This is a genomic window from Rhizorhabdus sp. GW822-FHT03C02 (assembly GCF_058801765.1).
Map to the genome: position 1 here is coordinate 183,567 of NZ_JBXANN010000011.1, position 24,872 is coordinate 208,438.

26 protein-coding genes, 1 pseudogene and 1 riboswitch are annotated in these 24,872 nt (G+C 70.0%); of the genes and pseudogenes, 2 read left to right on the forward strand and 25 right to left on the reverse strand.

Features of this window, described 5'->3' with window-relative positions; genetic code table 11:
- Positions 1-7 precede the first annotated feature (7 nt).
- The 13 genes and pseudogenes from AC1RM6_RS23420 to AC1RM6_RS23480 all read right to left on the reverse strand — a co-directional run bounded on the left by AC1RM6_RS23420 (position 8) and on the right by AC1RM6_RS23480 (position 11,662).
- The gene (locus AC1RM6_RS23420) at positions 8-2,176 is read right to left on the reverse strand and encodes a GumC family protein (RefSeq protein WP_493105693.1); all 2,169 of its coding nucleotides are present in this window, start codon (positions 2,174-2,176) and stop codon (positions 8-10) included.
- Between the two features lie 4 nt (positions 2,177-2,180).
- Positions 2,181-3,485 (reverse strand): outer membrane beta-barrel protein, encoded by a 1,305-nt coding sequence (locus tag AC1RM6_RS23425; protein WP_493105695.1) that lies wholly within the window; start codon positions 3,483-3,485, stop codon positions 2,181-2,183.
- A 7-nt stretch (positions 3,486-3,492) separates the two neighbouring features.
- Positions 3,493-4,065, reverse strand: a complete 573-nt coding sequence (locus tag AC1RM6_RS23430) for a polysaccharide biosynthesis/export family protein (RefSeq protein WP_493105697.1) — start codon at positions 4,063-4,065, stop codon at positions 3,493-3,495.
- Positions 4,065-5,111: a glycosyltransferase family 2 protein gene (locus AC1RM6_RS23435; protein ID WP_493105699.1), complete on the reverse strand. Its 1,047-nt coding sequence runs from the start codon at positions 5,109-5,111 to the stop codon at positions 4,065-4,067. Before AC1RM6_RS23435 ends, AC1RM6_RS23430 begins: the two co-directional genes overlap by 1 nt.
- 31 nt (positions 5,112-5,142) lie before the next feature.
- Positions 5,143-6,267, reverse strand: a complete 1,125-nt coding sequence (locus AC1RM6_RS23440; protein ID WP_493105701.1) for a glycosyltransferase — start codon at positions 6,265-6,267, stop codon at positions 5,143-5,145.
- Positions 6,264-7,535 (reverse strand): glycosyltransferase, encoded by a 1,272-nt coding sequence (locus AC1RM6_RS23445; protein ID WP_493105783.1) that lies wholly within the window; start codon positions 7,533-7,535, stop codon positions 6,264-6,266. Before AC1RM6_RS23445 ends, AC1RM6_RS23440 begins: the two co-directional genes overlap by 4 nt.
- Positions 7,463-8,152 (reverse strand): sugar transferase, encoded by a 690-nt coding sequence (locus AC1RM6_RS23450; protein ID WP_493105703.1) that lies wholly within the window; start codon positions 8,150-8,152, stop codon positions 7,463-7,465. Before AC1RM6_RS23450 ends, AC1RM6_RS23445 begins: the two co-directional genes overlap by 73 nt.
- Before the next feature lie 371 nt (positions 8,153-8,523).
- Entirely contained in the window at positions 8,524-9,210 is a 687-nt protein-coding gene (locus AC1RM6_RS23455; RefSeq protein ID WP_493105705.1) for a DUF1223 domain-containing protein, read from the reverse strand.
- Positions 9,211-9,244: 34 nt separating this feature from the next.
- The gene (locus AC1RM6_RS23460) at positions 9,245-9,535 is read right to left on the reverse strand and encodes a hypothetical protein (protein ID WP_493105707.1); all 291 of its coding nucleotides are present in this window, start codon (positions 9,533-9,535) and stop codon (positions 9,245-9,247) included.
- A 36-nt stretch (positions 9,536-9,571) separates the two neighbouring features.
- A complete protein-coding gene (gene msrA / locus AC1RM6_RS23465; RefSeq protein ID WP_493105709.1) occupies positions 9,572-10,282 on the reverse strand; it encodes a peptide-methionine (S)-S-oxide reductase MsrA in 711 nt (236 codons plus the stop codon).
- Positions 10,283-10,344: 62 nt separating this feature from the next.
- A pseudogene (locus AC1RM6_RS23470) lies at positions 10,345-10,491 on the reverse strand (bifunctional adenosylcobinamide kinase/adenosylcobinamide-phosphate guanylyltransferase); the annotation flags it as partial.
- Positions 10,490-11,371 (reverse strand): bestrophin family protein, encoded by an 882-nt coding sequence (locus AC1RM6_RS23475; protein WP_493105711.1) that lies wholly within the window; start codon positions 11,369-11,371, stop codon positions 10,490-10,492. The pseudogene AC1RM6_RS23470 and the gene AC1RM6_RS23475, both read right to left, overlap by 2 nt.
- Before the next feature lie 3 nt (positions 11,372-11,374).
- Positions 11,375-11,662, reverse strand: a complete 288-nt coding sequence (locus AC1RM6_RS23480; protein WP_493105713.1) for a hypothetical protein — start codon at positions 11,660-11,662, stop codon at positions 11,375-11,377.
- 242 nt (positions 11,663-11,904) lie between these two features.
- Between AC1RM6_RS23480 and AC1RM6_RS23485 the strand changes: the two genes are divergently transcribed.
- A complete protein-coding gene (locus AC1RM6_RS23485) occupies positions 11,905-12,819 on the forward strand; it encodes a LysR family transcriptional regulator (protein ID WP_493105715.1) in 915 nt (304 codons plus the stop codon).
- A 3-nt stretch (positions 12,820-12,822) separates the two neighbouring features.
- Here AC1RM6_RS23485 and cobU read toward each other — a convergent pair whose 3' ends face one another.
- The 9 genes from cobU to AC1RM6_RS23530 all read right to left on the reverse strand — a co-directional run bounded on the left by cobU (position 12,823) and on the right by AC1RM6_RS23530 (position 20,618).
- Positions 12,823-13,335, reverse strand: a complete 513-nt coding sequence (gene cobU / locus AC1RM6_RS23490; protein WP_493105717.1) for a bifunctional adenosylcobinamide kinase/adenosylcobinamide-phosphate guanylyltransferase — start codon at positions 13,333-13,335, stop codon at positions 12,823-12,825.
- A complete protein-coding gene (locus AC1RM6_RS23495; RefSeq protein WP_493105719.1) occupies positions 13,332-14,786 on the reverse strand; it encodes a cobyric acid synthase in 1,455 nt (484 codons plus the stop codon). Before AC1RM6_RS23495 ends, cobU begins: the two co-directional genes overlap by 4 nt.
- Positions 14,774-15,712 (reverse strand): adenosylcobinamide-phosphate synthase CbiB, encoded by a 939-nt coding sequence (gene cbiB, locus AC1RM6_RS23500; protein WP_493105721.1) that lies wholly within the window; start codon positions 15,710-15,712, stop codon positions 14,774-14,776. Before cbiB ends, AC1RM6_RS23495 begins: the two co-directional genes overlap by 13 nt.
- Positions 15,705-16,691, reverse strand: a complete 987-nt coding sequence (locus AC1RM6_RS23505) for a threonine-phosphate decarboxylase (protein WP_493105723.1) — start codon at positions 16,689-16,691, stop codon at positions 15,705-15,707. Before AC1RM6_RS23505 ends, cbiB begins: the two co-directional genes overlap by 8 nt.
- Positions 16,688-17,407: an adenosylcobinamide-GDP ribazoletransferase gene (locus AC1RM6_RS23510; RefSeq protein ID WP_493105725.1), complete on the reverse strand. Its 720-nt coding sequence runs from the start codon at positions 17,405-17,407 to the stop codon at positions 16,688-16,690. The genes AC1RM6_RS23505 and AC1RM6_RS23510 overlap by 4 nt, the downstream gene beginning before the upstream one ends.
- Positions 17,404-17,973 (reverse strand): histidine phosphatase family protein, encoded by a 570-nt coding sequence (locus AC1RM6_RS23515; protein ID WP_493105727.1) that lies wholly within the window; start codon positions 17,971-17,973, stop codon positions 17,404-17,406. Before AC1RM6_RS23515 ends, AC1RM6_RS23510 begins: the two co-directional genes overlap by 4 nt.
- Entirely contained in the window at positions 17,970-19,004 is a 1,035-nt protein-coding gene (cobT, locus tag AC1RM6_RS23520; protein WP_493105729.1) for a nicotinate-nucleotide--dimethylbenzimidazole phosphoribosyltransferase, read from the reverse strand. The genes AC1RM6_RS23515 and cobT overlap by 4 nt, the downstream gene beginning before the upstream one ends.
- On the reverse strand, positions 19,001-19,408 hold the full coding sequence (locus AC1RM6_RS23525; protein ID WP_493105731.1) for a DUF1636 domain-containing protein: 408 nt from the start codon (positions 19,406-19,408) through the stop codon (positions 19,001-19,003). The genes cobT and AC1RM6_RS23525 overlap by 4 nt, the downstream gene beginning before the upstream one ends.
- A 196-nt stretch (positions 19,409-19,604) precedes the next feature.
- Positions 19,605-19,794: riboswitch (cobalamin riboswitch) on the reverse strand.
- A 161-nt stretch (positions 19,795-19,955) separates the two neighbouring features.
- Entirely contained in the window at positions 19,956-20,618 is a 663-nt protein-coding gene (locus tag AC1RM6_RS23530) for a pyridoxamine 5'-phosphate oxidase family protein (RefSeq protein ID WP_493105733.1), read from the reverse strand.
- A 79-nt stretch (positions 20,619-20,697) separates the two neighbouring features.
- Between AC1RM6_RS23530 and pdxR the strand changes: the two genes are divergently transcribed.
- On the forward strand, positions 20,698-22,143 hold the full coding sequence (gene pdxR / locus AC1RM6_RS23535) for a MocR-like pyridoxine biosynthesis transcription factor PdxR (protein WP_493105735.1): 1,446 nt from the start codon (positions 20,698-20,700) through the stop codon (positions 22,141-22,143).
- A gap of 169 nt (positions 22,144-22,312) precedes the next feature.
- On the opposite strand, the gene AC1RM6_RS23540 is transcribed toward pdxR, so the two are convergent.
- The 3 genes from AC1RM6_RS23540 to cobO are packed head-to-tail and all read right to left on the reverse strand — an operon-like array spanning position 22,313 to position 24,868.
- Complete coding sequence (locus AC1RM6_RS23540; protein ID WP_493105737.1) at positions 22,313-23,641, reverse strand: cobyrinic acid a,c-diamide synthase CobB; 1,329 nt, start codon at positions 23,639-23,641, stop codon at positions 22,313-22,315.
- Positions 23,625-24,266 (reverse strand): 5,6-dimethylbenzimidazole synthase, encoded by a 642-nt coding sequence (gene bluB, locus AC1RM6_RS23545; protein ID WP_493105785.1) that lies wholly within the window; start codon positions 24,264-24,266, stop codon positions 23,625-23,627. Before bluB ends, AC1RM6_RS23540 begins: the two co-directional genes overlap by 17 nt.
- Entirely contained in the window at positions 24,263-24,868 is a 606-nt protein-coding gene (cobO, locus tag AC1RM6_RS23550; protein WP_493105787.1) for a cob(I)yrinic acid a,c-diamide adenosyltransferase, read from the reverse strand. The genes bluB and cobO overlap by 4 nt, the downstream gene beginning before the upstream one ends.
- Positions 24,869-24,872 lie beyond the last annotated feature (4 nt).

Genomic DNA, 24,872 nt, shown 5'->3' on the forward strand with positions numbered 1-24,872 from the left:
CGCGCTATCAGGCCTGCAGCGCGCCATAGGTCTGCAGCGCATAGTCGGCCTCGGCCTCGCCCGACCTTGCCAGCGCCTTCATGTCGACCTGGGTCAGCACCGCGCCGAGCGGCTCGATCCCGGCGGCGCGCAGCCGGCGTAGTGCTGCGATCGCGGTCGGGCGCGGGGTCTTGCGCCACTGCACCGCCATCAGCACGTCATCCATCAGCCGCAGCAGCTGGCGCGCATCGGCGGCGACCAGCGCCGGTGCCGCATCGACGATCACCAGGTCGAAACGGTCGCGGCAGGCCGCCATCAGCCGGTCGAAGCGGGCCTGGTCGAACAGCTCGCCGCCGATGTCGCGCGGCTGGCGGATCGGCAGGATCATCAGCCCGCTGGCATCATCCTCGATCAGCGCGGCGTCGAGCGCGATGCGCCCCTCGAGCAGCTCGACCAGCCCGGCCGCCGGGCGCAACCCCATCAGCCCGGCCACCGCCGGCCGGCGCAGATCGGCGTCGACCAGCAGCACCCGGCTGCCCGCCTGCGCCGACGCGCGGGCGAGCGAGACCGCCAGCGTCGTCTTGCCCTCGCCGGCACAGGCCGAGGTCACCCCGACCCAGATCGGGTGCTGGTTGGGGTGGCCGCCGATCACCGCCAGCCGGATCGCGCGCAACGCCTCGGCATAGAGCGACAGTGGCCGCTGGATCGCGAAGTCGATGGGGGCGATATGCGCCTCGTCGGCGCGCGCGATCGTCGCGACATGCGGCAGCAGCGCCAGATTGGGCAGGCCGAGCCCGGCCTCTACCCCGCGCGATCCGGCGATGCCGCGATCGAGCGCCTCGAGCAGCCAGAGCAGCGCCCCCGCCGCGATCGCCGCGAGCACCAGCCCGATCGCCAGCATCAGCGGGCGGTTGGGCGAACTCGGGCTGAGCGGCAGCAGCGCAGGCGAGAAGAGCTGGGCATCGTCGCCTGCGACCAGCGCCTGCGACCGGATCGAATTGCGCCGGCCGAGCAGCGTCTGATAGCTCTCCTTCAGCCCGTCGGCCTTGCGCTGAAGCTCGTTCAGCCGGACGCTCGCGGCGTTGTTGACCGCCAGCGTCCCGCTCGTCGCATATGCGGTGGCGCGGGCGTTGGCGGCGCTGTCGGCGGCGACGCGGGCATTGGCGTCGAGGTTCGAGATCACCCGGCGGGTCTCGGCGCGGATCGCCTGGTCGATGTCGGCGACCTGGTCGCGCGCCTTGACCAGATCGGGATGGCCGGGCTGATATTTGGCCTGGAGTTCGGCAAGCCGCGCGGTGGTCTCGGCGCGCTGGGTGCGCAATTGCTGGATCACCGGCGACTGCAGCGCCGCACCGACATCGTCGCCCTGCGATCCGCGGGCGAGCTGCGACCGGGCGGTGCGCAGCCGGGCATTTTCCTGGGCCTGGACCGCGCGCGCGGTCGCGTCCTGCTGCTTGTAGAGCGACAATTCCTGTTCGGTCAGCGTCACCCCGTCGGCGCTCAGCAGGTTGTTCGCCGTCTTGTAGCGCGCGACGTCGGCCTCGGCCGTCTCCAGCCGGACCCGCAGATCCTCGATCTCGCGGCCGAGCCCGGCATCGACGGTGCCGACCGCCTGGCGGCGCGACGCCGCCTTGACCGCCAGATATTGCCGGCCGACCTGGTCGGCGACCGCCTTGGCCAGCACCGGATCGGGCGAGACATAGGCGATCGACACGACATTGGATTCGCCCGGGCGGCTGATCTTCAGGTCGGCCTTGAGCATCGCCGTCGCCGCCGACATCTGCGCCTCGGGCGGCAGCTTGGCGATCGCCCTGGCGAACAGCGGATGATGAACCAGGTCGAGCGCCCTGACCGTCGCCGCGGCGACCGCGGTCGACCGCAATATCTCGACCTCGGTGTCGGGCGCGCCCTGGTTGGTGGGCAGGCCCGGCAGCACCTCCTTGTCCTTCTCGGCGATGTTGAGCTCGCGCGAATTCACCACCATCCCCGCGGTCGCCGAATAGAGGCGGGTGCGGGTGAAGGTGTAGAGCGCCACCGCGCCGAAGATGACGAGGAACAGCGCGCCACAGGCGATCCAGTGCCGGCGGATCGCGCCGATCAGCCGCCGCGGCGCCTCGGTGCGGTCGGGAACCGGCTCGGCCGGCCATCCATGGGCGCCATTCAACGCGGGATGCTGGGCGGGGCTGATTATGTCCATGGCCTTACCTCTTCAGGGTGACGCCCAGCATCAGCCGGTTGTCGGTGAAGGATCGATAGCGATCGACCCCGCGCGACGACTGGTCGATGCGGTCGTAGCGGAGCTCGAGATCGAGATGGCGGTTCGCGCGGTATGTCGCCCGCGCCGAGGCGCTGACCCGCCTGTCGCGCCGGTCGAGATTGTCGAACCGGTCGCGCTGCAGCCCCAGCGATCCGCTGAGGATCAGCTGGCGCAGCAGCTCGTGATCGACCTCGATCGACGTGGTCGTCGATAGATAGCCGCCCGATCCGGGAATACCCGAATCGCGGACCTGGCGATCGGCGCGCAGTGTGAAGGTGGTCAGCTGGGTCGGAAAATATTCGACCTTGGCGTTGACCGCGAGGCCCGACAGGTCGCCGTAGACCGGGCTCCTGAACCGCTGCTGGATATAGCCGACCCCGACCGAGCCGCGGATCAGCGCCGCCGGTTCGAATTCGACGCCGCCGAGCAGCTGGAAACCGCGCGAGTCGCGCTTGGGGGTGATCGGGGTGCCGATCCGGAAGTCGCGTATGTCGGCGATCGCCCGGACGAACAGCCCGACCGACGGGGTCGGCGCGAAGGTCGCGCGCAGCCCGAACCGCCAGGCATCGCTGTCGACCGTATCCTGCTCATAGACCGATCCGTCGGCGAGGATGCCGTCATGATAGTTGCGCCTGGCATGGGTGGCGTCGGCCGACAGCCGCAGCCGGCCGAGATCTTGGTCGATCGCGGCGGCCTGGTTGAATATGGTGTAGCGGATCGGGCGCTGCGTCTGCGCCGAGATGTCCTGCGACTGGCGCGACTGATGGCCGTCGAAATAGCCGGCGCCCGCGCGCAATTTCGTGGTCGCCCCCAGGTCGATCACCGCCTTGGCGCCCAGATCCAGATCCTCGATATTCTCCGACGATCGCCGCGCATGGCGGTCGATCACCGCCTGTCCGGACAGGGTCAGGCTGTGGCGCGCCCAGTTCGACTGGAGCGTCGCGGCGGGTTTCAGCCGCAGGATCGTGTCGGACACCCCGTCGGGCTGCGCGAAGATATTGTCCTCGGCGATCGCCTGGACGGTCAGCGACGGATAGAGCCGCCAGCCGCCCAGCGGCAGGCCCAGCGCATCGTAAGCGGGCTGCTTGCGATCGCGGACGGCGGTATAGCGTTCCATATCGACCTGCGGTGCCTCCATCGGCAGCAATTGACTCTGCTGGGCCAGCGCCGGGCCGGCGAGCGCGGTGACCAGTCCGCCCGCCAGTCTCCCGGCCAGGCCCAGCGTCCGGAGATGCGGCACGTATCGCATCGCCGGCTCAGAAATAGCGTTCCCGGATCCTGATCGTGTCGCCGGGATAGACGGGCAGGTCGGCGGTCAGCGGCGCGCGGGTTTCGGCGGGGGCGCCGGGATGGCGCAGCATCACCACCTTGGCGTTGGCGCGATAGGTGAAGCCGCCCGCGGTCGCGACCGCGCCGAGCACGGTCATGCCGGCCTTGTAGGGATATTGGCCGGCCTTGTTGACCTCGCCCAGCACATAGACCGGGCGATAGTCGATCAGGTCGACCGAGACCTTGGGATCCTTGATATAATGCCCCGCCAGCGCCTGGGTCAGGCTCGCGCTGAACTCGCTGATCGTCAGCCCGTCGGCCTTGACCATGCCCGCCAGCGGGAAGGACACCAGCCCCTCGGCATTGACCGCATATTCGCCGGCGAGCGGCTCCTCGCCATAGACCGATATCCGCAGCCGGTCGTCGGGGCCGAGCCGGTGGACATAGCTGGCGGGGGCGGCACCGGCCTGGGGCGGGGCGATGTCGTTGGCGCAGGCGGACAGACCCAGCAGCAGCGGGGTCAGCAGCAGCGAAGCGAACAGAGCGGGGGCGATGCGCATCACACGAAATCCTTGTTTCGGGCCGGCAAGTGCCGTCGCTCAACGCCGCTTCGAGCATTACGATCCCGGAATATTCGCATCTGCACAAAATATCGGGTCAGAAAGCCGCTGGCCCAGGCGAAATGCATGGTTGCGACTGCGGGCATGGCGAGCAGAAGGCACGCCGATCGGCCGCGCAGCGCCAGCGCGATCGCCGCGGCGCCGATCAGTCCGAAATAGCCGAGCGGCAGCAGCAGCGCCCATAGGCTGATCGGGCTCAGCAGCAGCCCGGCGAGCACGCCGAGCAGCGCGACGGTGGGCAGCATCTGCCGCAGCCGCAGCGTCTCGCCATGTTTGAGCCAGGTCCGCGCCCGCCCCGAACCATAGCGATGATATTGGCGGGCGAGCGCGCCCAGCGTCGCGCGCGGGACATAGGTCAGCACGATATCGGCGGCGAGCCAGATCCGCCCGCCCGCGGCGCGGATCCGGACGTCGAGTTCGGCATCCTCATTGGCCTCGAAATCCGGATCATATCCGCCGGTGCGCTCGAAGATCGTCCGGCGCATCGCGGCATGATGGCCATGGTCGATGAAGCCCGAGGTTCGTCCCATCCGGTGCGCCGATCCGCCGGTGCCGACCGGGCTGTTCGACGCCGCGGCGATCGCGCGCTGCAGGCAGGTCGTGCCGACCGTGTCCATCCGCACCACCACGCTGTCGGCGCCGCTGTCGGCCATCGCCGTCAGCAGCCGCCCGACGAAGGCGGGCGGATAGCCGGCATGGGCATCGACCCGGACGATCGTGCGGCTGGCCGGATCGGCGACCGCGACCGCGCGGTTGACGCCCGAGGCCTGGATGCGGTCGGGATTGTCGACCAGCCGGATGCGCGGGTCGCGCCGCGCGCGCGCCTGCACGAGTTCGCGGGTGCCGTCGCGGCTGCCGCCGTCGGCGACCAGTATCTCGGCCACCATCTCGACCGGTTCGGCGAGCAGATGGTCGATCAGTCCGCCGATATGCGCGATCTCGTTCAGGGTCGGGATGACCACGCTGGCCGGTGCGTGGACGCTCATCGTGCCATCTCCGCCCATCATTTCTGCCCCGTCATTTCTGCAGCGCCGTGACGAAGCGCGCGGCCGAGCGGGCGAGATCGCCGTCGCCGATCCGGCGCCGCGCGGCCGCCCGATAGGTCTCGATCGCCGCCGGGACGATCGCTGTCGCCATCGCGTCGGCCAGCGATCCGGTCTCGAAATCATGGCACAGCGCCGACGGCAGATATTCGCGGAACACGTCGATCCGCGATCCGAGCAGCGGCACGCCATAGGTCATCGCCTCCAGCATCACCAACGGCACGCCTTCCCAGCGCGACGGCATCAGCAGCAGGTCGGCGGCCGCCAGATAGTCGTGCGGCCGGTCGGTCCAGCCGAGCCGGCGCAGGTCGACCCGGCCGGCCAGGTCGGCGGCCAGCGCATCGACCAGCGGTGCGCCGTCGCCGTCGCCGATGATCAGGATCGTCCAGCCGGCCAGCCGGTCGCGGTCGCGCCGGATCGCCATGGCCAGCCGGTCGATCCCCTTCTGGCGGGTGTCGAGCCGTCCGAGCATCAGCGCGATCGGGCGATCGGCGGGCAGGTCGAGCGCGGCGCGCGCCTCGGCGCGGTCGCGCGGCGGTGGCGGGGCGACGATATTGTCGACGACGATCGCCTCGGCGCTGCCGCCGGCGGCGCGCACCTGCGCCGCGACCGCCGCCGAGGGCACGATATAGCGGTCGGGGCGGCGGTAGAGCCGCCGCCGCACCAGGTCGCCGGGCACGCTCGAGCGTTCGAGCTCGGCGAGCTTCTGCGCCATCGGCACATAGGAGACGAGGAAGGTCTCGGGCGGCGCCGCGAGCATCGGCACCGCCAGATTCTCGATCCGCCCCTGCAGCAGCAGCAGCGCCGACGGCCGCTCGCGGGCGATCAGCGACCGCACCGCGCCGGCATAGCGGCGGCGGAAGCCAGCGAAATAGGGCTCGCCGCGCTGCTTGGCGAATGGCCAGGCCTCGGCCTCGACCTTCGCCGGCCGCCGTTCGGCGAACCAGCCGCGCAGTCGCTCATTCCCCTCGGCGAAGCGGATCACGATCCGCTCGAACGCGCCGCTCGCGGCGACGTCGGGCAGCAGCCGCAGGAACATCGCCTCATGCCCGCCATAATCGGGACTGTCCTGGAGGACGAGCAGGGTCGATCCGCTCATGCCGCATCCTCGAACAGCGCCTGGGCATGGTGCCGGGCGATCGCCTGGTCGTAGACCGCACGGGTGCGCGCCCCGATCTCGATCCAGCCGGGGACGTCGCCGGTCGGGGCGGCGCTGGGGCGGCGGCCGATCGCATCGACCAGCGCCCGTGCCAGCGCCCCGGCATCGCCGGGCGGGACCAGCGCCCCGGCCTGCGGCGTCACCAGTTCGCGAAAGGCGCCCAGGTCGCTGGCGACGATCCAGCGGCCGAGATCGGCGACGAGGTGGAGCACCCCGCTCGCCTCGATCGCGCGATAGGGGAAGACGAAGGCGTCAGCACTGTGCAGCAGCGCCGCCATCTCGCGCTCGCCGAGCCGGCGCGGGCGGAACTCGATCGCATGGGCGAATCCCAGCGTGCGCGCCTTGGCGTAGACTGGGTCGAGATCGATCATCGGCTCGCCGGCGATCACCAGGTCGATGCGCTGCCGGTCGCCCGGCGGCAGCATCGCCATCGCGTCGATCAGCACGTCGATGCCCTTATAGTCCTGCATCTTGCCGAACAGCACGATCCGCCAGCGGCCCGGCTGATGGCGCGGTTCGGGATCGGCGGCGGCCAGCGGCAATATCCCGTGCGGCACCACGCTCACCCGGTCGGGCGCGATGCCGCGGTCGATCAGATTGGTGCGCCCTGCCTCGCCATGGACGATCAGATGGCTGACCGATCGCAACAGCGCGTCATAGCCGTCGGTCTGCAGGCGCGACACCGCCTTGCCGTTGAACGGCTGGGTGTCGTGGACCGTCAGCACCACCGGGCAGGCGCGGCGGATCCGCGCGATCGCGCGCCGGTCGAACCCCGGCAGCGCTGCCCATTGGAAATGGACCAGGTCGACCGCCTCGCGGTCGGCGAGCTGGCACAGCCGGTTGAGCCCGACCAGATGCTCGATGCCCTTCAAGGCCTGCCAGCTGCGCCCGGTGCGGCGGCGGCGCCCGTCGGTCAGCGGGTAGAAGATCCGCTCGACCCGCTCGCCGGTCAGCGCATCCTCCTCGCCCGGCCGGCAGCCGCGGGTCGCCCAGCGCACATCGATCCCGTTGGCGACCAGGCCCCGCGACAGCGCGCTGTCATAAGGGCCGGTGAACAGCGAGGGGTCGACCTGGAGGACGCGGAGTTCCTCATCCGGGGATGACGATATCCACGGGCCAGGCGGCAGCGCGGCGTTCAGAACGAACCCCGGCTCATCAGCACCGCCGGAACGGTGCGGCCCAGGATCGCCAGATCGCCCTTGAGCGATTTGGTCCGGCTATAGACCGTGTCGATCGCGACCCGGCGCCGGTAGCTGACATTGTTGCGCCCACTGACCTGCCACAGTCCGGTGATGCCCGGACGGACCGCGCAATAGAGGCTGAAATAGCGGCCATAGCGCACGATCTCCGCATCGACGATCGGGCGCGGCCCGACCAGGCTCATATGGCCGCACAGCACGTTGACCAGCTGCGGCAACTCGTCGAGGCTCGACTTGCGCAGGAAGGTGCCCAGCGGTGTGATCCGCGGATCGTTGCGCAGCTTCTGCTCGCGTTCCCATTCGGCGCGGGCGTCGGGGTCGCGATCGAGCAGGTCGCGCAGCTTCTGCTCGGCATCGACCACCATCGTCCGCAGCTTCAGGCAGGGGAAACGCTGGCCCCCTCGCCCGATCCGGCGGTGCGCGAAGATCGGTCGTCCGCCGTCATGCGCGAACACCGCGCCGCATAATATCGCGATTACCGGAAGTAAAATCACGATTGCGGTCAACGCAATGATGATGTCGACCAATCGGGTCAGGCGATCGTCCCAGCCGGAGCCGGGGCGGATGCCACCTGTTCGCCGATCGATATTATTGCCCATCGGGTAGGAATCATGGCTGTCGCGCATGGATTTGTTCCCGTAAAAGACCTGAACCTTGTTCTGGCCGCGATCTCGTCGCGGCCGACTTGCGCTGCACTGCACTATCCCAGATCATCATCTGGTTGGCGAGGGGCCGGCTGGTCGGTCGATCCCTGCCATCGCTCAGCCCGTCGCATCAGTGAGCCAAAACAAAGCGCAAGCGACTTTGCTCCATGAACAAATATTCAGAAATGGCTGAAAATGGCGCTTTTTCGCGGAAGCGCATCGCGACTCGGTGCACTAGTGCGCCGACGCGACGATTCCGGGCGATGAGCAGAGCGTGAAGGCGGCCGATCAAGGCCTGCCGATTTCTATTGCATCGCGTCACCGCGGCGGCAGCCGCAAATCGATGGTGCCGGCTAGAGTTTCGCGGCCGCTACGATCGGGCCGCCCTTGCCGGACTGGATCAGAATTGCGGACCGATAGGCGGGGTCGGCTGCGGTCGGCAGCGACAGCGACAAGGCGGTGCCCCGCCATTGGCCGAGCGCTTCGATCGATCGGACGATGTTGCGGTGGGGCAGGGTTCGTCCGCCATTTTCTCCCGCGCGGATCGTGACATTCTGGACCCTGGGATCATAGCGGACCAGCCAGACCGTCGCGGGCCGGCTGGTCGTGCCCGGGCCGATCGCGATCTTCCCGGAAATGCTGACAATCGTCGGGGCCGCCGCTCCGCGCGCGCTCCGGGCGACCACCGCCTCGACCTCGCGCTGGTTGCCGCCGTTGAGCACTGTCTGGCCGTCGACGATCATCTGCGGCGTGGCGACTTCGCCACGGCCGCCGGCACGGGCATAGTCCCATTGGCGCGCGGTGTAAGCCGGGCTGGCGAAGCTGTCCTTCCAGCCGAGCCGGTCCCAATAGGTCACCGCGAACGACAGCGCGAGTATGTCGGACCGCCCCGCGATCGCGTTGAGGGTGGCGTTGGCCGGCGGGCAGGACGAGCAGCCCTGGCTCTGGAACAGCTCGACCACGATCGGATGCGCCGGATCGGCCGCGGCTGCGGGACTCGCAAGGGCGAGGACCAGGGACAGGACGGCGAGGTGGCGCATGGCGGTTCTCCTGCGAACGCGATCGATGTAGGCGTCAGGCGACCAGGTCGATCCGCGTGCCGGGCGTCTCGGTCGTGGCATAGGCCCGGATCGGATGGCTGCGTCGCCGCTCGTCCGCCCGATCGGCGGGCGTGGCCCGGTCGATCGCATCGGCATCGAACAGTTGCGCATGCGCCTTGCCACCCGATGTCGCGTTGACTCCGAACGGCCCGCCTTTCGGATCGGCGGGGTCGATGAACCGCTTGGCGCGATCGACATCGGTACAGTTGCGGCACGAGAAGCCGTTGACCGTGACCGGATGGGAATAATCGCCGCTGATGGCCATGCCGCCTCCTACCGCAAAAAGATGAACGATCGGATCTTAGGAGGCATGCCCGACGAGGACCGGCGTTGCCCGATACTGCGCGGGAAACCCCTGGCGGAGCGCGGCGACCTTGGGCATGTCGTTGACGCGGATATAGGGCGCATCGGGGTTCAGCGTCAGATAGTCCTGATGATAGGCCTCGGCCGGGAAGAAGCCCTTATACGCTTCGATCCGTGTCACGATCGGGCGCGGCCAGGCACCCGATGCACCGAGCTGCGCGATATAGCGCTCGGCGACGAGCCGCTGTTCGGGCGTCGTCGGGAACAGCGCGCTGCGATATTGCGGGCCATGGTCCGGACCCTGATAGTCGAGCGTCGTCGGATCGGCGACGACCGCGAAATAGATCTGCAACAGCGTGCCATAGCTGACCTGCCGGGGATCATAGGTCACCCGGACCGCCTCGGCATGGCCGGTCCGGCCGGAGCCGACTTCGCGATAATGGGCAGTCGATTCCACGCCGCCGCTATAGCCCGACACCGCGCTGGTGACGCCCTTCACATGCTGGAACACGCCCTGCACGCCCCAGAAGCAGCCACCCGCGAAGATCGCGGTCGCACGGTCCGCCGTCGACGGCGCGTCGAAGGCGGGCGCCGGCACCTTGACCGCGATGGTCGCCGCGCTCGCGCTGTCGTCGATCCGGCCGAGCAGGCTGGCCGAACCCGCCAGGGCGGCTAGCGCGACGACGATGTTGAATGCGGCACTCGACATGGTGAACCTCCGGGCGATCTGATTGAGATACGCAGCAGAGGCCTGCGAAGTTACAGTCAGCGTCAGCCCTTGGGGGTGAGGGGCAACCCGGTGGCGACGAGGGCCACCTCGTCCGCGCGGGCGGCGAGCGCCTGGTTGATCCGCCCGGCGACGTCGCGGAGACGCCGGGCGAGCGCATTGTCGGGGACGATCCCCAGCCCGACCTCATCACCAGAGCACGCCGCCGATCGGCTCGACCGGTGCCGGCGGGGATTCGCCGATCGCCTCGCGCAGGTCGGCCTCGATCGTCGTGCAGATGCTGGTCAGCGGCAGGCCGTGCACATCGGTGCTGAACGGATCGACCAGGTCGTCGCCGATCTGGAGGACCGCGAGATACATGAAGCCGGCCATTGCCGATCCGATCGGGGTGGCGATGTTCAGCGTCTCGACCAGCCCCACCGGCAGCAGGATGCAGAACAGCCGGGTGAAGAATTTGGGGAAGCTGCGATATTGGGCAGGCAGCGGGGTGTTCTTCAGCCGCTCCATCCCGCCTTGTGCGTTCGACATGTCGACCAGCAGCCGCTCGATCTGGGTCTGCTGGATGCTGTCGATCCAGCCATGTGCCAGCGCCTCGCCGATCCGCCGCGACGATCCTTCGAGCAGGCCGTTGGCCGGATTGCGGCGGGCCAGTTCGGCGATGTCGTCGGGGCCCAGCGTGCGATGGGCTTCCTCGGCTGGATCCTGCCGCCGCAACTGGCGGCGCAGGACATGGACATAGCCGATCTGGCGCCGGACGAGGGTCCGGCGCAGTGGCTCCGCCCCGGCGTCGGGCAGGAAGGTGAGGATTGCGCGCGCGAAGCTGCGCGACACGTTCACCATCGCACCCCACAGGATCCGGCCCTCCCACCAGCGCTGATAGGCCGAGTTGACGCGGAAGCCGAGCACGAGCGCGAGCGCGGTGCCGAAGATCGTCAGCGGCAGCGCCGGTGCGTGGAACGGCGAGATGAAATAGAAGATGGTGACCGCGACATCCCAGACGAACAACGCTGCGAGCGCGCGCCACGCGGTTCGAAAGCTCTGCCGGATACGCGGCGCCGGGCCGACGATCATGGCTCAGCCGCCGGCGCGCTGGTCTTCGTCGAGCCGCAGCCACGCCTGGCGCAGCGCCAACGCACCGAAGATGCCGACGGCCTTGAGGCCCTCGCTGCGCATCGTCGGCTCGATGTCGGCGAACAGGTAGAACAGGAACAGCAGCAACAGCAGCGCCGCCGCATGGAGCGGCAGCGCTTCGATGTCGTTCCAGGCGGGCCGTGTTCCGGCCGGCCTGGCCGCCGGCCCGGCTGCTGGCGCGGCCGTCCAGCGGGTTGCGGGTTTTGCGGGGGAAGCAAGCGCGGTCGTCATGATGGATCCTCTTCATATGATGCTGTCGGGACGCTCGGTCGAGCATGTCGGGGATCGAAAATGATGCACCGCAAAAGCCGCCGTCAACGCCGGCAAACGGTTGCAAGCCAGCCTTGCATTTCGTGAAAATTGGCAAGATTTCGTCATAAAACAGTGACGATCGGGACAGGCGGAAACGATTCCATACGGTCGTGCAACACTCGCTATCTTGCGTCGCAGCATCACCGTCCTAGCTTTCATGCATGTCCGATCGCTTCTCCGAAATCCTGTCCTTCGTGCGCATCGCCGAATCGGGCAGCCTGTCGCGCGCCGCCCGCAAGCTGGGTTTGTCGCTGGCTGCGACCAGCCGCCGGCTCACCCAGCTCGAAGCCCGGCTGGGTGTCTCGCTGGTTCGCCGCAACAGCCGCAATCTCAGCCTCACCGACGAAGGCATCGCCTTCTATGAGCGCGCCGCCAGCGCGCTCGGCGAGATCGACAACGCCGAAAGCGCGGCCATGCGCAGCGCGACCCAGGCGAGCGGCACCCTCCGCGTGGTGACCGCGATCAGCTTCGGCCGCAGCCGGCTGGCGCCGCTGTTCCAGCATTATGCGATGCTTCACCCCGAGGTGACCGTCCATCTCGAGACCGCCGAACAGGCCGCCAACATCGTCGAGACCGGCCATGACATCGCGATCTGCTTCGATCCGCCGCCCGACTCCACGCTGGTGATGAAGCGCCTGGCCGACAATCCGCGGATATTATGCGCGTCGCCCGACTATCTGCGCCGGCGCGGCCGTCCGCACGATCCGTCGGATCTGGCGCGGCACGATGCGATCATGGTCGGGGAGGGGCTGCCGTCGGGCTGGCGCGCGGTCGATCTCTGGCCGGCGCGCACGATGCGCACGCTCAGCACCAATGATGGCGAACTGGCGCGCCGCTGGGCGCTCGACGGCGCCGGCATCGTCATGAAGTCGCGCTGGGACGTGGTCGAGGATCTGGCGGCGGGAAGGCTCGAGCCGGTGTTGCCCGATCTCGCGCTGCCCGAGACCCCGATCTGTGCGCTCTATCTGCCGACGCAGGGCGAGACCGCGAAAGTGCGTAGCTGCCTCGACTATCTCGCGCGCCATCTCGACCCCGACATCGTCGCACCGCCGACGCCGACAGCGCATGCCCGATGATCTTCATTTGAGCCGCAGCGGCAGCCCCGCCGCCACGAACATCACCTCTTCGGCCTGACGCGCCACCGCCTGGTTGATCCGGCCGGCGACGTCGCGGAAGCGTCGGGCGAGCGCATTGTCGGGGACGATCCCCAGCCCGACCTCGTTCGAAACCAGGATCACCGGGCCGCGTGCCGCGCCGATCGCGGCGGTCAGCCGGGCGGTCTCGGCCTCGCAATCGCGATCGGCGAAGATCAGGTTCGACGCCCACAAGGTCAGGCAGTCGACCAGCAGCACGGCCCCCGGCCGGGCCTGCGCGGCGATGATCGAGGGAAGTTCGACCGGCGCCTCGACCGTGCGCCAGCGCGGCCCGCGATCGGCCTGGTGGCGGGCGATGCGATCGGCCATCTCGTCGTCATGGGCCTGGCCGGTCGCGACATAGATCAGCTCGCCGTCGAGCGCCTCGGCGCGCGCCTGCGCATAGCCGCTCTTGCCCGATCGCGCGCCGCCCAGCACCAGCAGGCTGAGCGCGGTCATGCCGCCACCGCCAGCGCGATCAGGCCGTCGATGTCGAGATGCGCCTCGAGCGCGGCGGCGATCGCATCGAGCGCCGCATCGACCGAGGCGCGATAGTCGCGGCCGCCGCCTTCGACCCCGATCCGCGCGAGCAGCGCCCGGCGCTGGCCGGCATCGGCGAGCAGGCCGTGGACATAGCTGCCGAGCACGGTCCCGTCGGCACTGATCGCGCCGTCGCGGCGGCCGTCGTCGAACGTCGCCAGCGGACGATCGCTATCGGGCCCGCACGTCTCGCCCATATGCATCTCATAGCCTTCGAAACGGGCGCCCAGCGCGGTCCCCTGCACCCGGCGCAACGCCTTGGTCGGGCCCAATATCGTGTCGACGTCGAGCAGGCCGAGCCCCGCGGCCTCGCGCACCGGGCCTTCGATGCCGTCGGGGTCGGCCACCCGCCGGCCGAGCATCTGATAGCCGCCGCACAGGCCCAGCACCGCGCCGCCGCGGCGATGATGCGCGAGGATGTCGATGTCCCAGCCCTCGGCGCGCAGCGCGGCGAGGTCGGCGATCGTCGCCTTCGATCCCGGCAGCACCACCAGCGCCGCCTCGGCCGGGATCGGCTGGCCGGGGGGCACCATCATCAGCTCGACCCCGGGTTCGAGCTTGAGCGGATCGAGATCGTCGAAATTGGAGATGCGCGGCAGGATCGGGCAGGCGACCAGCACCCGCCCCGCGCCGCGGTTCGCGCCTTTTTCGAGGATCACCGCATCCTCGCTCGGCAGCTTTGCAGTCGCCGGCAGCCACGGCACCACCCCGAAGCCGCGCCAGCCGGCGATCGCCTCGATCTGGCGATAGCCGTCCTCGAACAGCGCCGGGTCGCCGCGGAACTTGTTGATGATGAAGCCGCGGATCATCGCGGCATCGTCGGGATCGATCACCGCCCGGGTGCCGGCGATCGCCGCGATCACCCCGCCGCGGTCGATGTCGCCGACCAGGATCACCGGCACCCGGGCCGCGCGCGCGAACCCCATATTGGCGATGTCGCCCGCGCGCAGATTGATCTCGGCGGGCGATCCGGCGCCTTCGACGACGACGATGTCGCATTCGGCCTGCAGCCTTGCGAAGCTCGCCATGACATCTTCGAGCAGCGCGCCGCGGGCCTGGCGATAATTGCCCGAGCCGAGCGTGCCGCGCACTTGGCCATGGACGATCAGCTGCGAGGTGCGGTCGGCCTGCGGCTTGAGCAGCACCGGGTTCATGTCGCTATGCGGTTCGACCCGCGCCGCGATCGCCTGCAGCGCCTGTGCCCGGCCGATCTCGCCACCGTCGCTCGTCACCGCGGCATTGTTCGACATGTTCTGCGGCTTGAACGGCCGCACCCGATAGCCGCGATGGACGAGCGCGCGGCATAGCCCGGCGACGAGCACCGACTTGCCGACGTCGGAGCCGGTCCCCTGGAGCATCAGAGCAGCCATGCCGTGCCTCCTGCGATGATCCACAGGCCCAGGCAAGCGCGTCGAGAGAGGATGAGCGCGCGATCGATGTCGGCGGCGCGCGCGATCTCGCGCCCGTCGCCGATCCATGGCTTGGCCTGGACCACCCCGTCATAGGCGATCGGCCCGGCGAGCCGCAGGTCGAGCGCACCCGCCATCGCCGCCTCGGGCCAGCCGGCATTGGGCGAGGCATGGCGGCGCGCATCGCGCAGCATCACCCGCCAGCCGCGCATGCCGCACAGGCAGATCAGCAGGCCGGAGAGCCGGGCCGGGATCAGGTTGAGCAGGTCGTCGGTGCGCGCCGCCGCCCAGCCGAAGGCGCGCCAGCGTTCCTCGCGATGGCCGATCAGGCTGTCGGCGGTGTTGATTGCCTTGTAGACCCACAGCCCCGGCAGCCCGAGCAGCATCAGCCAGAACCAGGGCGCGGTCACCCCGTCGCAATAGCTTTCGGCAAGGCTCTCGATCGCCGCCCGCGCGACCCCGGTTTCGTCGAGGGCCGCGGTGTCGCGCCCGACGATCATCCCGACCGCCGCGCGTCCCCGATCGAGATCGCCGGCGGCGAGTGCCGAGGCGACCGCGCGGACATGGTCGTGCAGGCTGCGCTGGGCGAGTCCGGGGGCGGCGAGCAGCGCGACGATCGGCCAGCTCCATGCGCCGAGCAGCGCGACCAGCACGCGCTGGAGGCCGAGGCCGACCCCGCCGGCCACCACGACCAGCATCAGCACGGTCGCGACCCCGGCGGCGCGCCGGGCGAGGTCGGCCGATCCCGGCCGGTTCCACCGCGCCTCGCACCAGCCGATCAGCCGGGCGAAGCCGCCGACCGGATGCCCGACCCGGCGATAGAGCCATGCCGGCCAGCCGAAGCCGGCATCGATCGCCAGCGCGAGCAGCGCGACCGGTTCAGCCATCGCCGGCGAGCGCCGCATCGAGCCGGGCCAGCGCCCCGGCGCCGTCTGGCAGGCCGAGCCGCAGCCAGTGCGGATCATAGTCGAACGGACGGGTGAGGATCGCGTGGCCCGCAAGCTTGTGGAACAGCGCCGCGGCATTGCCGGTCTCGATCAGCCGGAACAGCGGGCATGCGCCGCGCACGGTCAGCCCGTGGCGGGCGAGCAGCGCGTCGAGCGTAGCGGCCTGTCCGTGGAGGCCGGTCCGCATCGCCGCGATCCAGTCGCGGTCGCGATAGGCGGCGGTGCCGATCGCAAGCGCCGCCGCCGAGACCGGCCAGCTGCCGATCCGCGTGCGCAACCGGCCGATCAGGTCGCGCGGGCCGATCGCGAAGCCGAGCCGCACCCCCGCTAGCCCGAAAAACTTGCCGAACGACCTGAAGACGATCAGCCGCCGGTCGTCGCGCACCGTGCCGGCGATGCTGGCCTCGGGCAGCGCATCGGCAAAGGCCTCGTCGACCAGCAGCCAGTCGGGCGAGTGGTGCAGCCGGTCGAGCAGCACCGCCGCCGGCGTCACCCGGCCATCGGGATTGTTCGGGTTGGCGAGGATCAGCGCGCTCGCCGCCGCACCGATCGCGCCGGCGGCGATCGGTGCGGCGCCCGCGGCGATCTCGGCATGGGTGCGATAGCCGGGGGCGACATGCGCGACCGGCCCCGGCAGCATCTCGCCGATCAGCCGCAGCCCGATCTCGGTTCCCGGCAGCGCGCAGACATGATCCGGATCGACCCCGAAGAAATCGGCTGCCGCCGCCTCGAGCCGGCCGAGCGCGGCCTCGTCGGGCAGCCGCTGCCAGTCGATCGCGAGATCGGCGACCCCCGGCCAGGGCTGCGGATTGATTCCGGTCGACAGGTCGATCCACGGCCCCGGCGCGTCGGGATAGGCCGCCTGGGCGACGCGCAGCCGCCCGCCATGAAAGGACCAGGCGCGGATATCCTCGCTCATGCGGCCTGACCGATGATGAGCAGCCCGATCAGCAGCCCGGTTTCGACCAGCTCGATTCCCGCGCCATGGCCATCGCCCGATATCCCGCCGATCATACGCAGCAGCCGCCAGCCCCACAGCGCGATCAGCGCCGGCGCGATCAGGATCGCGGGCGCGAACCATGCGCCGGCGACCAGCAAAGCTGCCCAGAGGGCGAGGTCGACGATCCGCACCGACGCGGCGAAGCGCGCGGCCAGCCCCTGGTGGAGCGGCGGCAGCCAGCGCGCCCATGCCAGTGGTCCGATCCGCGCGGCGAACGGGACGAGGATCAGCGGCAGCAGGATCGCGGCGTCGATCAGCGCATGGAGCAGCACCAGCTTGGCGATCAGCTGCAGCACGATCGCGACCGCGCCGAAGCTGCCGATATGCGGATCGGCGAGCACCGTCAGCAGATGCTCGCGGCCCTTGTGGATGGCCCCTGCGGCGTCGGCGAGATCGGCGAGACCGTCGAGATGGAGCGCGCCGGTGACCGCGACCCACAAAGCGAGCGCGGCCAGCGCCCCCGTCCATGGATCGATCCGCGCGCCGAGCCAGGCGGCGCCGGCAACCAGGGCGCCGATCAGCAGCCCGACCGCGGGGAACCAGCGGATCGAGGCCGCGAACGCCGCGTCGTCGCTGCGCACCCGCGGCGTCGGCAGGCGGGTGAGGAACTGGACCGCGATCACCAGGCCCCTCATGGCCATAGCCCGACGATCTGCGCCGACGGGGTGTCGCCCGGCCAGACCTTGAGCGACAGCAGCGACGCATAGCCGAGCTCGAACGCCCAGATCTGGCGTTGGTCGAACCCGCACAGCACCGCCAGCGCGGCGCGCATCGCCCCGCCATGGGTGACGACCAGGGTCGGCAGCGGCGCCAGGTCGGCGATCGCCGATCCGACCCGGGCGGTCAGCGCCGACCAGCGCTCGCCGTCCGGCGGCGGATTGGCGTCGGGATCGTCCCAGAATCGGCCGATCGCCGACGGATCGACGTCCGCGCTCGACAGCCCGTCCCACGCGCCGAAATCGAGTTCGCGCCAGCGCGGATCGATGCCGAGCGGCACCGCCAGCGTCGCCGCGATCGCGTCGCCGGCCAGCCGCGTCCGTGCGAGGTCCGATGCGATCAGCCGGTCGACCGCGAGATCGGCCGCCTGATCGACACAGGCGGCGATTCCGGCCGGGGTCGGCGCGCCATCGGTGCGGCCCATCATCCGTCCCGGCGTCTCGGGCGCGCCGTGGCGCAGCAGGTGCAGCAGGAAGGCGGTCATCCGTCTGCCGGCACCGCTTCCTTGTCGGAGACCCCGGCTTCGGCGAAGGTCGCCATGCCGTTGTGGGCGGCGATCGCCGCGCGGATCACCGCGACCGCGACCGCGGCGCCGCTGCCCTCGCCCAGCCGCATGCCGAGATCGATCAGCGGTTCGAGGCCCAGCCGTTCGAGCAACCGGACATGGCCGGGTTCGGCCGATCGATGTCCGGCGAGGATATGGTCGGTGATGCCGGGATGGAGCGCCTTCAGCGGCGCCACCGCCGATCCGCTGATGAAGCCGTCGAGCACCACCGGAACCCCGAGCTGGCGCGCCCGCACCACCGCGCCGGCGATCGCCGCGATCTCGCGGCCGCCAACCCGCCGCAGCGTCTCGAACGGCGTCGCCGGCGCATCGGCATGGAAGGCGATCGCGCGGTCGACGACCGCGACCTTGCGGCCGATGCCGTCGCCATCGACCCCGGTACCGGGGCCGACCCAGTCGGCGGCGGTGCCGCCGAAGCTGCGCGCGCACAAGGCGGCGGCGGCGGTCGAATTGCCGATTCCCATCTCGCCGACGACGAGCAGATCGAGTCCCGGCTCGACCACCTCGGCCCCCGCCGACAGCGCGTCGAGGCATTCGGCGACCTCCATCGCCGCGGCGACGGTGAAATCGGCGGTCGGCCGGTCGAGATCGATCGCGACGACCTTGAGTTCGAGCCCGGCGGCGCCCGCCAGCGCGTTGATCGCAGCACCGCCGGCCTCGAAATTGGCGACCATCTGTGCGGTCACCGCCGCCGGAAAGGCGCTGACTCCGTGGACGGTCACGCCATGATTGCCCGCGAAGATCGCGGCGCGCCCGCTGGCGATCGCCGGCCGTTCGCGGCCCTGCCAGCCGGCCAGGAAGATCGCGACATCCTCGAGCCGGCCGAGCGAGCCCGCCGGCTTGGTGAGCTGGGCCTGGCGCGTGCGCGCCGCCGCGACCGAGCGGTCATTGGGCGGGGTGAGGCTGGCCAGCGCGGCTTCGAACGCGGCGATCGTCGGAAAACAGGTCATTCGGCAACATATCCATCGGGAGGGGAACGGGTGATGAAATGGCCTTTGACGCCTTGCGGCCAGTCGCGAAAGGGGACCCGGCCATGCTCCGACGCGGCATAATGGACCGCATAATCGAGGATCGCCTGCGCGGCCTCGTCGTCGGGGGTGAAGCGGCCGAGCACATAGCCGACCTTGGCGGGCGCGCGCAGATGGACCGTGCAAAACTCGGTGCACGCGAACAGGCAGGGCATTTCCTGCACCGCGACCCCGTCATAGCGCGGATCGCTGGCCTTGACCCGGTGCAGCGCCTCGACCAGCCGCGCGCCGCCGCGCACCCCCTCGTCGTCGTCGCGGGCATCGGCCGAAAGGCGGCAGGTGTTGCAGGCGACCACCGCCGGGCCGGGTTCGACCTTGCGCAGCATCGTCAGGCGCGCCGGACGGGCAGGGCGAACAGGGGGTCGGCAGGCATAGGGTCCATTGGTCGGTCCTCGGCAGATCTGACATCTTGCCGGTCGGGATCGTGCCGATGCGGAACCGCCCCGCATCCGCGCTTGCCCGCACGGCGCCTTGTCGTTGCGCGAGGTCAAACCCCGTTCGGCCGGCACACCCTGTCCGGACGAAGAACGACCGCGACCGGCAGGTCTCCTGGCTCGCGGGTCGATGCCGGTTCGGGCCGCCTTCTCAGGACATGGCGTCCCAATGGCATATGGCCCGATGGCTCACCGCTCACAGTTGCAGGGGCAGCCGGGGCTTCAGACCCCATTCCCTTTTGATCCCCTTCCGGGGAACCTGTCGCACGCGGCGGGGTAGGGGCTTTGGCCCGGCCGATCAAGGGGCGACGCGGGGCGTTCCTGGTCGAAACGGTTCGCCCTATTTCCGTTCGTGTCGAGCGTAGTCGAGACACGCTCCACCACCGCGGGGTGTCTCGACTACGCTCGACACGAACGGATCAACATTTCCGGCCATCCGCTACGCGAACTTGCGCCGCGCGGCGGCCAGCGAGGCGGGCAGCGGGGTGCCCTCGACGATCCGGTTGTCGTCGACCGGACGGCCGAGCGCGGTGGTGACGGGGACGATGCCCGCCCAGAACGGCGTCGCATAATCCTCGTCGTCGTCGATCGGGGCGCCGTCGCGGACCTTCGCCGACGCGGCCTCGATCGGCAGCGCCAGCACCCCCGTCGCCTTGCGCTCCTTGGCCAGCATCGGGCGCACCTCGTCCCAGCGGCCCGGCAGCAGATGCTCGGTGATGATCCGCAGCGCATGGTCATGCTCGTCGGCGTCGGTGACATGGCGCGCGCTGCCATGCACGACCACGCTGCGATAGTTCATCGAATGGTGGAAGGCCGATCGCGCGACGACGATGCCGTCGACCAGCGTCACCGTCAGGCAGACCGGCATCGCCTCGGCGACCCCCTTGATGATCCGCGTCGTGCTGGCGCCATGGATGTAGAGCGTCGACCCGTCGCGGCCATAGGCCATCGGCATCACCATCGGCCGGTCCGACGCGACGAAGCCGACATGCGCGACCAGCCCCTGGTCGAGGATCGCGTGGACGGTCGCCTCGTCATAGCGCGCGCGGCGCTGCTGACGGGCGATGGCGTAGCGGGGCAGATGATCGGGACGCGCGGTCATGGTCGGGCTCCTGTTGGCGATCCGCGCCTCTTGCCTCAGCGACTGGTCTGGTCAAAGATCAGCTTTTGGAAATTGCGAGGTGCCAGTGTCTGCCGGATCGCCGCTCGCCGGATGGATCAACCTCGCGCGCGGATCGCGCGTCCCGCTCGCCGAGCAGATCTATCGCCAGATCCGCGACGGCGCACGTAGCGGTCGGATCGCCACCCCTGGCCCGTTGCCATCGTCGCGCGCATTGGCCGGCGCGCTCGCCGTGTCACGCAATACGGTGACCGCCGCGTACGAGTTGCTGCGCGGTGAAGCGATCGTCGATGTCGGCGCGGGCGCGGCGCCGATGCTGCGTGCGCAGGCGCCGGCGTTGCGGACCGCACCCACGTCGCAGCCCGTCGAGATAAGCCTGTCGGCGCGCGGCACCGCGCTCGCGGCCGATCGCCATGCCCTGGCCTATGCCGGTACCGGTGGAGCGATGCGGCCGGGCCAGCCCGATGTCGCGCTGTTCCCGCGCGATCTGTGGGCGCGCGCGTTGCGCCGGGCGACGCGGATGCTCGACGGCAAGGCGATGCTCTACGACCATGGCGACGGCCTGCCGGTTCTGCGCGCCGCGCTCGCCCGCTATCTCGCCGAGGCGCGCGGCGTGGTGGTGAAGCCCGACCAGTTGCTGGTGGTGCCGACGGTGCAGTCGGCGCTGGCGATGCTCGGGCAGGCGCTCGCCGATCCGCGCGAGACGGTGTGGATCGAGGATCCGGGCTATCTCGGCGCACGCGCGGCCTTTCCGGGGATGACGCTTGATCCGATGCCGGTCGATGCCGACGGCGCCGACATCGCCGCGATGACGAGCGTGCCGCGGCTGATCTACACCACCCCATCGCACCAATATCCTACGGGCGTGCGGATGAGTCTCGCGCGGCGCACCGCCCTGCTCGCCGCGGCCCGCCGTCATGGCGCGATCGTGATCGAGGATGATTATGACAGCGAGTTTCTGTGGAGCGGCCGCCCGATCCCCGCGCTCCATGCGCTGGGGGAGGCGGGCGAGGTCGTCTATATCGGCACCGTCGCCAAGTCGCTGCTGCCCGGGCTGCGCATGGCATGGCTGGCGGTGCCGTCGGCGCTGGCCGCACGGCTGGTCGAAGTGCAGCGCAATCTCGGCCTGCTCGTCAACGTCCATGCCCAGGCCGCCTTCGCCGACTTCATCGATGGCGGCCAGTATCGCGCGCATCTCAACCGGATCAGCGGCGTCTACCAGGCCCGCGCCGACGCGCTGGCCGCGGCGATCGCTGCGCATTGCGGCGGCGCGGTGACGATCGCCCCGCCGCTCGGCGGGCTGCAACTGCCGATCCGATTCGATCCCGCGGTCGACGATGCCGCGGTCGCGGCCCGGCTGGCGGCGGCGGGCTATAGCGTGCCGTTCCTGTCGGGGATGAGCCTCGGCCCGCCGCTGTCGGGACTGCTCGTCGGTTTCGCGAGTGCCGACGCGGCGGCGGTGGACCGTTTCGCGCTGGCGCTGGCGGCGGCACTGGGGCTGCGGTGATGGTCAACAATTGGACGGTCAACACCACCAGGCGAAATAGCTGACTCTCTTCTCCGTTCGTGTCGAGCGAAGTCGAGCGCGCCGCAGGTGCGCTCCACCACCGCGAGGTGTCTCGACTACGCTCGACACGAACGGTTCAAAACTAAGCCTGCTGGCATGCCTCCGATCATCACGCGATCAGGTGGAAGAAGCCCCCCGTGACCCGGCCGACCCGATGACCCGCGGGCGCCAATGGCCGCCCTTCGGCATCGGCCATGTCGGCCAGCGGTTCGCCGGCCTCGGCGTCGATCGTCGCATGATGATATTCATGCCCGAAATATTCGATGCCCGGCTGTGCAAAGCCGGTGTCGGTGCGGAAGCGGGCGCGCCTGTAGCCCAGCACCATCTTCGGGCGGGCGATGCTCGTCGCGATCGGTAGCAGCCCGGCCATCTCATGGGTGCGGCCGTCGCGGTCCTCGATCGAGCGGCCGAGCACCATATAGCCGCCGCACTCGCCATGGACCGGCGCCCGTTCGGCGAAGCCGCGCAGGCCGTCGAGGAAGTGCCGGTTGGCGGCAAGCCGGCCGGCATGAAGCTCGGGATAGCCGCCGGGGAGCCAGCACGCGTCGCAATCGCCGGGCGGGGCCTCGTCGGCGAGCGGGGAGAAGAAATGCAGTTCGGCCCCCGCCGCGCGCCAGCCCGCCACCAGATGCGGGTAGAGGAAACCGAAGGCGGCATCGCGCGCGATCGCGATGCGCTGTCCGGGCGGCGTGATCGGCGCATGCGGCAGCGGCGCGGGCCGGGTGGCGCCGGCCGCCGCGCGGATCGCCACGAGGTCGCAGCCGGCGGCGACCCGGTCGGCGATCGCATCGATCCGCGCGTCGAGATCGTCGGTTTCCGCGGCCTGGACCAAGCCCAGATGGCGCGACGGCAGCACGAGCCGTTCCTCGCGGCCGATCAGCCCGAGCAGCTTCAGGTCGATCCGCGCGAAGCCGTCCTCGACCATCGCCGCATGGCGTGCGCTGGCGATATTGTTGGCGACGACCCCGGCGATCCGCGGCGCGCCGGGAAAGCTCGCGCAGCCATGGGCGACCGCTGCGACCGACTGGGCGGCGGAGGCGGCGTCGACCACCAGCAGCACCGGCCAGTCGACCAGCCGTGCGACATCGGCGGCGGCGCCCGACCGATCGGCGACCCGGGCGCCGTCGAACAGCCCCATCGCTCCCTCGGCGATCACCAGGTCGACATCGCCGGCGATCCGCGCCGCCAGACCCCGCAGCACCGTCGCGTCCATCGCGAAGCCGTCGAGGTTGATCGACGGCCGGCCGGTTGCCGCCAAATGGAAGGCCGGATCGATATAGTCGGGGCCGCATTTGGCGCCGCCGACCGCGAGGCCGGTCCGGGCGAAGGCGCGCTGGAGCCCGATCGTCACCATCGTCTTGCCCGATCCCGAGCGCGGCGCGCCGACCAGCAGCGCGTCGGCGAGCCTGGCGGGGGATGGCCTAGCGTGTGAGGACATGATCGTCGCCCTCCAGCCTCGCCTGCCAGCCGCGCTCTTCGAGTTCGGGCGTGTCGGACGCAACCTCCGGATAGCCGAGGCACAGCAAGGCGACGAGGCTCCAGTCCGCGGGCACCTCAAGCTGCGCGGTCACCCAGGCCGGATCGATCACCGACACCCAGCCGAGCCCGATCCCCTCGGCGCGCGCCGCCAGCCAGAGCGTGTGGATCGCCATCACCACCGAATAGCGCCGCGCCTCGGGCATCGACGCCGCCCCCAGCCCGGCCCCGGCCGCCGGCGCCTCGTCGCAGAACACCGCGACGATCTCGGGCGCCTCGCGCAGCCCGTGCAGCTTGAGCCGGCCATAATCGGCGAGCCGCTCGCCCTGGTAGCGTTCGCCGGCGCGCCGGACCTCGGCATCGGCATGATCGGCGAGCGCCGCGCGCAGGTCGGGCGATCGTACCCGCACGAACCGCCACGCCTGCGAATTGCCGACCGACGGCGCATAATGGGTCAGCGCGAGCAGCCGGAGGAGTGCGCCGTCGGGCAGCGCGTCGGTGCGGAAATGGCGCACGTCTCGGCGCCAGCGCAGCAGTTCCTCGAACGCTGCCCGGAAATCATCGTCGAAGGCGGCGGCGGTCGTCAGAATTCGATTCCCGCCTGGGCCTTCACCCCTCCGCGGAAGGGGTGCTTGATCAACGTCATCTCGGTGACCAAGTCGGCGATCTCGATCAGCCCCTCGGGGGCGTTGCGGCCGGTGACGACGACATGGGTCATTTCGGGCTTCGCGGTCAGCACGGCCAGCACCTCGTCGAGCGGCAGATAGTCGTAGCGCAGGACGATGTTGAGTTCGTCGGCGAGCACCATATCATAGCGCGGATCGGCGATCATCCGTTTGACCTCGTCCCAGGCGGTGCGCGCGGTCGCGATGTCGCGGCTGCGGTCCTGGGTGTCCCAGGTGAAGCCTTCGCCCATCGGCTTGAATTCGACCTGCTCGGGAAAGGCGTCGAACACGACCTTCTCGCCGGTGGTCATCGCGCCCTTGACGAACTGAACGACGCCGACCTTCTTGCCGTGGCCGATCGCGCGCACGACCATCCCCAACGCGGCGGTGGTCTTGCCCTTGCCCCTGCCGGTGTGGACGATTAGCAGCCCCTTCTCGATCGTCTTGGCGGCGACGATCTTGTCGTGCGCGGCCTGCTTCTTCTTCATCTTCTCGGCGTGCTGCTCGTCGGTGCGCTCGACCATGCCC

Coding starts and splice junctions, on each gene's coding strand:
- AC1RM6_RS23450 (WP_493105703.1), bottom strand. CDS start 8,152: ATGCGCGACAGCCATGATTCCTACCCGATGGGCAATAATATCGATCGG.
- AC1RM6_RS23420 (WP_493105693.1), bottom strand. CDS start 2,176: ATGGACATAATCAGCCCCGCCCAGCATCCCGCGTTGAATGGCGCCCAT.
- AC1RM6_RS23530 (WP_493105733.1), bottom strand. CDS start 20,618: ATGACCGCGCGTCCCGATCATCTGCCCCGCTACGCCATCGCCCGTCAG.
- AC1RM6_RS23440 (WP_493105701.1), bottom strand. CDS start 6,267: ATGAGCGGATCGACCCTGCTCGTCCTCCAGGACAGTCCCGATTATGGC.
- cobO (WP_493105787.1), bottom strand. CDS start 24,868: ATGGTCGAGCGCACCGACGAGCAGCACGCCGAGAAGATGAAGAAGAAG.
- AC1RM6_RS23425 (WP_493105695.1), bottom strand. CDS start 3,485: ATGCGATACGTGCCGCATCTCCGGACGCTGGGCCTGGCCGGGAGACTG.
- AC1RM6_RS23510 (WP_493105725.1), bottom strand. CDS start 17,407: ATGAGGGGCCTGGTGATCGCGGTCCAGTTCCTCACCCGCCTGCCGACG.
- cobT (WP_493105729.1), bottom strand. CDS start 19,004: ATGACCTGTTTTCCGACGATCGCCGCGTTCGAAGCCGCGCTGGCCAGC.
- cobU (WP_493105717.1), bottom strand. CDS start 13,335: ATGACCGCGCTCAGCCTGCTGGTGCTGGGCGGCGCGCGATCGGGCAAG.
- AC1RM6_RS23525 (WP_493105731.1), bottom strand. CDS start 19,408: ATGCTGCGCAAGGTCGAACCCGGCCCGGCGGTGGTCGCCTGCAACACC.
- msrA (WP_493105709.1), bottom strand. CDS start 10,282: ATGTCGAGTGCCGCATTCAACATCGTCGTCGCGCTAGCCGCCCTGGCG.
- AC1RM6_RS23475 (WP_493105711.1), bottom strand. CDS start 11,371: ATGATCGTCGGCCCGGCGCCGCGTATCCGGCAGAGCTTTCGAACCGCG.
- AC1RM6_RS23505 (WP_493105723.1), bottom strand. CDS start 16,691: ATGAGCGAGGATATCCGCGCCTGGTCCTTTCATGGCGGGCGGCTGCGC.
- AC1RM6_RS23515 (WP_493105727.1), bottom strand. CDS start 17,973: ATGACCGCCTTCCTGCTGCACCTGCTGCGCCACGGCGCGCCCGAGACG.
- AC1RM6_RS23540 (WP_493105737.1), bottom strand. CDS start 23,641: ATGTCCTCACACGCTAGGCCATCCCCCGCCAGGCTCGCCGACGCGCTG.
- AC1RM6_RS23430 (WP_493105697.1), bottom strand. CDS start 4,065: ATGCGCATCGCCCCCGCTCTGTTCGCTTCGCTGCTGCTGACCCCGCTG.
- AC1RM6_RS23480 (WP_493105713.1), bottom strand. CDS start 11,662: ATGACGACCGCGCTTGCTTCCCCCGCAAAACCCGCAACCCGCTGGACG.
- cbiB (WP_493105721.1), bottom strand. CDS start 15,712: ATGGCTGAACCGGTCGCGCTGCTCGCGCTGGCGATCGATGCCGGCTTC.
- AC1RM6_RS23460 (WP_493105707.1), bottom strand. CDS start 9,535: ATGGCCATCAGCGGCGATTATTCCCATCCGGTCACGGTCAACGGCTTC.
- AC1RM6_RS23455 (WP_493105705.1), bottom strand. CDS start 9,210: ATGCGCCACCTCGCCGTCCTGTCCCTGGTCCTCGCCCTTGCGAGTCCC.
- AC1RM6_RS23485 (WP_493105715.1), top strand. CDS start 11,905: ATGTCCGATCGCTTCTCCGAAATCCTGTCCTTCGTGCGCATCGCCGAA.
- AC1RM6_RS23435 (WP_493105699.1), bottom strand. CDS start 5,111: ATGAGCGTCCACGCACCGGCCAGCGTGGTCATCCCGACCCTGAACGAG.
- AC1RM6_RS23495 (WP_493105719.1), bottom strand. CDS start 14,786: ATGGCTGCTCTGATGCTCCAGGGGACCGGCTCCGACGTCGGCAAGTCG.